Consider the following 4958-nt stretch of genomic DNA (forward strand, 5'->3'; position numbering starts at 1 on the left):
CGCCCGCCGCCAGCACCAGCACCGCCCCCAAGACGGCCAGCCGGCGCCGGGTGCGCCGGCGACTGCGGCGCCCCCGCGAAAGATCCAACCCGTCCCCCATGGCTCTCCCTCCCGGCAAAGTTCTCTTTCCAGCATATGCCCGGGGCCCCGGCGCTAGACTTTGCGGGGGCTTTTCCTGTATAATAGCCACATAGGTCACCGAAGATAGAAGGGAAGGAACAACCCATGTCATATCGTTTGTTTGTGCTGGACATCGATGGCACGCTGCGTCCCCACAACTGCACCTGTGTGCCCAGAGCCACCGCCCGGGCCGTCACCGCCGTACAGCGGGCGGGGGTCAAGGTGGTCATTGCCACCGGCCGGGGCCGGGCCAGCGTGCCCAAGGAGCTGCTCAGCGGAATCCGCCCGGATTACTGGCTCTGCTCCGCCGGGGCCAACGTGCAGGACGCCAAGGGCACCATCCTGCAGGATACCCGCATGACCCCGGAACAGATGTATGCCCTGGTGGATTTCTGCGAAAATTACGAGTATCCTCTCCGCTTTATTTTTTCCGACGGCAGCTACGCTTATCTGGGGTACGAGGAATTCCGGGCATGGAGCCGCACCCACCGCATCGGCATTGACCTGAAGGACGGCATGGACCAGGACCGGCATCTCATCGACATGCCCTTCACTGCCTTTGGCTGGCTGGACCGGGAGGCCGCCGCCCGCTTCCAGGAAAAGTACGGCTATCTGGGGCTGCGCTTTGTGTTTGACAGCGACACCGCCTGCGACATTCTGCCCCCGGCGGTGGACAAGGGCAGCGCCCTGACCGCCCTGCTGGATAAGCTGGGCCTGCCCGCCGCCGACTGTGTGGCCGTGGGGGACGGGGACAACGACGCCGGTATGCTGAAAGCCGCGGGCCTGGGCGTGGCGGTGGAAACCGGCAGCGAGGGCGCCAAGGCCGCCGCCGACCGCCTGTGCGCCCCGGCGGACAAAGGCGGGCTGGAAGCCCTCTGCCGGGAGCTTTGGCCCCAGGCCTTCGAGGAGGGCTGAGCCGTGGCCGAATACACCCATGTGGGCCCCGGCCTGCCGCCCTTGCACGGGGACAGCGCCCGGGTGCTGATCCTGGGCAGCTTTCCCAGCCCCAAAAGCCGGGAACAGGGCTTTTATTACGGCCATCCCCAGAACCGGTTCTGGCCGCTCATGGCCGCCCTCACCGGGATGCCTGTGCCTGCCCATGATGACATTGCGGCGAAAAAGCAGATGATTATACAAAACGGACTAGCCATCTGGGACGTCATCCGCTGCTGTGAGATCATCGGCGCATCGGATGACTCCATCCGCAACGTGGAGCCCAACGACCTGGCCGACCTCATTGCCAGGCTGGGGGTGCAGCGGGTGGTCTGCAACGGCAGCACCTCCGCCCGGCTCTACCGCAAATACGCCCTGCCCCATACCGGCATGGACTGCGTGGCCCTGCCCTCCACCAGTCCGGCCAACGCCTCCTTCCGGTTGGAACGCCTGCGGGAGGTGTGGGGCGCGGCCCTGGGGCCCTATCTGCCCGCCGGGCTGTGACAAAACTGTAAACAAACCGAAAACTTTTGCGCGCACACGCCGGAATCAATTTGCATCGGGTGTGCCTTTGCATTATAATGAAGCTATCCTGATGCTGGGAGGTACGCCGATGAAAAAGTGGGAAGAAGTGCGCCGTCGCCCGGTGCTGCCGCTGTATCTGGCTGCGCTGGTGTGGCCGGTGGCGGCCCTGCTGCTGCCCGTCTACACCCTGTGGGGGCTGGCGGTCACGGCGGTGCTCAGCCTGGCGGTGGGCCTGGTGGCCGGACGGTTCTGTCCCACCCGGCTCATCCGGCGGGAGGTGCCCTTCTCCACCGGCAGCGAAGACACCGACGCCATGCTCACCGGCATCACCCAAAACCTGGACGCCCTGGCGCAGCTGAACCGGGCCATTCCGGATGCGGAACTCTCCCGCCAGCTGGACCGGATGGAAAAGGCCGGCCGGGCCATTGTGGATGAAATCCAGCACGACCCCAAAAAGGCCCCCCAGGTGGACCGGTTTGCCCGGTATTACCTGCCCGAAGCCGTGAAGATCCTGGCGGCCTACGCCCGGATGCAGACGGTGCAGGGGGACAACGCCGGTCAGGTGCGGCGGGAGGTCAACGAGACCGCCGGCACCATTGCCCAAGCCTTCGAAAACCAGCTGGACGCCCTGTATTCGGCGGAAGCGCTGGACATCAGCACCGACATCGAGGTGCTGGAAGGTATTCTGAAAGGCCAGAACCTGGCCCGATAACCCAAAAACAAACCACGGGCCTGCCCCGAAACGAACCGAAAGGATGGATGCTGTTATGGCAGAAAATACCACGCCGGAATTGGACCTGAACGTTCCCGCTGCGCCCAGCCTGACTCTGGATGCCGCCCCGGCGGCGCCCAGCCTGACCCTGGACCCCGAAGCCGACGCCAAGGTGGTGGAGGAAGCCAAGAAGGAAGCTCCCGTCAAGGTGGAGGATACCCCCCTGACCCCCGAAGAACAGAAGATGGTGGACGATTTTGCCGAAAAGATCGACATCACCAATTCCCAGATGGTGCTGCAGTACGGCGCCGCCAGCCAGAAGAAACTCAGTGATTTCTCCGACACCGCCCTGTCCAAGGTCAAGACCAAGGATATGGGGGAGACCGGTCAGCTCATCACCGACCTGATCGGGGAGCTGCAGGGCTTTGACGCCTCCGAGGAATCCAAGGGCTTCTTCGGCTTTTTCAAGCGCCAGCAGGCCAACATTGCCAACCTGAAGACCAAGTACGAGAAGGCCGACGTGAACGTGGAGCGCATCAAGGCCAAGCTGGAAGACCACCAGGTCACCCTGATGAAGGACATCACCATGCTGGACAAGATGTACCAGCTGAACCTGGTCTACTTCAAGGAGCTGACCATGTACATCCTGGCCGGCCGCAAAAAGCTGGAAAGCGTGCGCGCCAACGAGCTGAAAGCTGCCCAGGAGAAGGCCCAGCGCTCCCAGCTGCCGGAGGACGCCCAGGCGGCCCGGGACCTGGCCGACATGTGCGACCGGTTTGAAAAGAAGCTCTACGACCTGGAACTGACCCGCAACATCTCCATCCAGATGGGCCCCCAGATCCGGCTGATCCAGTCCAACGATACCATGATGGCGGAGAAGATCCAGACCACCATCATCAACACCATCCCGCTGTGGAAGAACCAGATGGTGCTGGCCCTGGGCATGGCCCACAGCCAGCAGGCCATGCAGGCCGAGCGGGCCGTCACCGACGCCACCAACGAACTGCTGCGCAAGAATGCCGCCACCCTCAAGCAGGGCACCATCGACATTGCCAAGGAGTCCGAGCGGGGCATCGTGGACCTGGAAACCCTCAAGCAGACCAACAAGGAGCTGATCTCCACCCTGGACGAGCTGAACAAGATCCGGGCGGACGGCAAGGCCAAGCGGGCCGCCGCCGAGGTGGAGCTGGGCCGCATCGAAGGGGAACTGCGGGCCAAACTGCTGGAACAGGCCAAGTAACGCCTTTTGCCAAAAGGGGATACCATGCAACTGCAAGAACAGGAAACCTTTACCATCCAGGGCCCTCAGCTGGAAGTGCTGGGCCAGGTGGAAAGCAAGCTGCCCGCCCCGGCCCGGCGCGCCCCCACGGCGGCGCTGGTGCTGGCGGTGGTGGCGCTGGTGTCGGTATTCGGCATCGGCGGGCTCAAGCTGAAAGGAAAATATGACCGGGTGACGGCGGTGTACACCACCGCCACCAACGAGTACGGCGACGGCATCCAGACCGATCTGGCCGCCCAGGCCGATGCGGCGGCCAGCCTGATCCGGCTGGCCGGGCGGATTCTGGGGGAAGATGACCCCACGGTGGCCGCTGCCAACGCGGCCCTGGAGGGTTGGAACACCACCGATGCCACCCCTGCGGCCCAGTACCGGGCCAACCAGTCGCTGTATGCGGCGGTGGGGGACACCTACACCGCTGCCAGCCTGCAGGCCGACAGCGACCAGCGCAACCAGCTGGACGCCCTGTACGCGGAATTCACCTCCCGCCAGGCTCTGGTGGAGCGGGCGGCTGCCAACGACTACAACCCGGAGGCCCAGGAATACAACCGTGTGACGGGTACCCTCCCCGGCGCGCTGATCGGGCGGCTGTGGGGCGTGGGGCAGGCAGAGCTGTTTGCCCCCACCGACACCGCCAACGGATGACGAAAGGAGAAGGACGACCATGAACAAACGCCGCCTGCTGCCGCGGTTTGTGGGTGTGATGACCGCCGCGGCGTTGTGTGCCGCCTGTGCGCTGCCGGTGCTGGCCGCGCCCCAGGCGGACCCGGACAAGGCTGTCATTGACAATGCAGACATCCTTTCCAAAGATACCGAAACCTATGTGACCAACATCAGCACCGCCTTGCAGGATACCTGCGGCGCCCAGATCGGGGTGTACACGGTGGATACCATCGGCAACTACACCATGGAAGGCTACACCTACGAGCTGGCCAACGACTGGGGCCTGGGGGATGCGGACAAGGACAACGGCATTGTGCTGCTGCTGGCCCCCGGCGAGGACAACTACCACGCCATGTGCGGCGCCGGGCTGGAAACCCAGTTCACCGTCCAGATGCTCCAGACCATCCTCAACGAGGATATGGAGCCCAACTGGGTCAACAAGGATTACGACACCGGCACCCGCCAGACGGTGTATGCCATGGCCCAGAAACTGTGCACCATCTATGGTCTGACCATCAACCTGGATGATGTGGCGGCGGGCAATTTCAACTCGGTTTCCGGCGGCTCTTACCAGAGCGCCCCGCCCGACCGGGGCGGCGTGTCCTTCACCGGCATTCTGGTGCTGGTGGCGGTATTGGCCGTGGTGGTGGTTCTGCTGGCCTCTCCCCGCCGCCGGTACGGCGGGTATCGGGGCCCCACCTTTATCTGGTTCGGCGGCTGGCCCCGGGG

Annotated in this window: 6 protein-coding genes; all 6 read left to right on the forward strand. The window is 64.2% G+C overall.

Annotated elements, in window-relative coordinates; genetic code table 11:
• The first annotated feature begins 225 nt into the window (after positions 1-225).
• Positions 226-1035: an HAD family hydrolase gene (locus H6B15_RS14965; protein ID WP_204648807.1), complete on the forward strand. Its 810-nt coding sequence runs from the start codon at positions 226-228 to the stop codon at positions 1033-1035.
• 3 nt (positions 1036-1038) lie between these two features.
• Entirely contained in the window at positions 1039-1557 is a 519-nt protein-coding gene (locus H6B15_RS14970; RefSeq protein WP_204648808.1) for a DNA-deoxyinosine glycosylase, read from the forward strand.
• Positions 1558-1666: 109 nt separating this feature from the next.
• Positions 1667-2290, forward strand: a complete 624-nt coding sequence (locus tag H6B15_RS14975) for a 5-bromo-4-chloroindolyl phosphate hydrolysis family protein (protein ID WP_204648809.1) — start codon at positions 1667-1669, stop codon at positions 2288-2290.
• Between the two features lie 55 nt (positions 2291-2345).
• The gene (locus H6B15_RS14980) at positions 2346-3530 is read left to right on the forward strand and encodes a toxic anion resistance protein (protein ID WP_204648810.1); all 1185 of its coding nucleotides are present in this window, start codon (positions 2346-2348) and stop codon (positions 3528-3530) included.
• 24 nt (positions 3531-3554) lie between these two features.
• Complete coding sequence (locus H6B15_RS14985) at positions 3555-4211, forward strand: hypothetical protein (RefSeq protein WP_204648811.1); 657 nt, start codon at positions 3555-3557, stop codon at positions 4209-4211.
• Between the two features lie 19 nt (positions 4212-4230).
• Positions 4231-4958, forward strand: a 728-nt coding sequence (locus tag H6B15_RS14990; RefSeq protein WP_204648812.1) for a TPM domain-containing protein, incomplete at its 3' end; no start/stop codon positions are given.

This window comes from Gemmiger formicilis, assembly GCF_016900095.1.
Taxonomy (GTDB): domain Bacteria; phylum Bacillota; class Clostridia; order Oscillospirales; family Ruminococcaceae; genus Gemmiger; species Gemmiger formicilis_A.

Excerpts from the sequence above, each read along its gene's own strand:
- H6B15_RS14965 (WP_204648807.1), top strand. The coding sequence starts at position 226 with ATGTCATATCGTTTGTTTGTGCTGGACATCGATGGCACGCTGCGTCCC.
- H6B15_RS14975 (WP_204648809.1), top strand. The coding sequence starts at position 1,667 with ATGAAAAAGTGGGAAGAAGTGCGCCGTCGCCCGGTGCTGCCGCTGTAT.
- H6B15_RS14980 (WP_204648810.1), top strand. The coding sequence starts at position 2,346 with ATGGCAGAAAATACCACGCCGGAATTGGACCTGAACGTTCCCGCTGCG.
- H6B15_RS14985 (WP_204648811.1), top strand. The coding sequence starts at position 3,555 with ATGCAACTGCAAGAACAGGAAACCTTTACCATCCAGGGCCCTCAGCTG.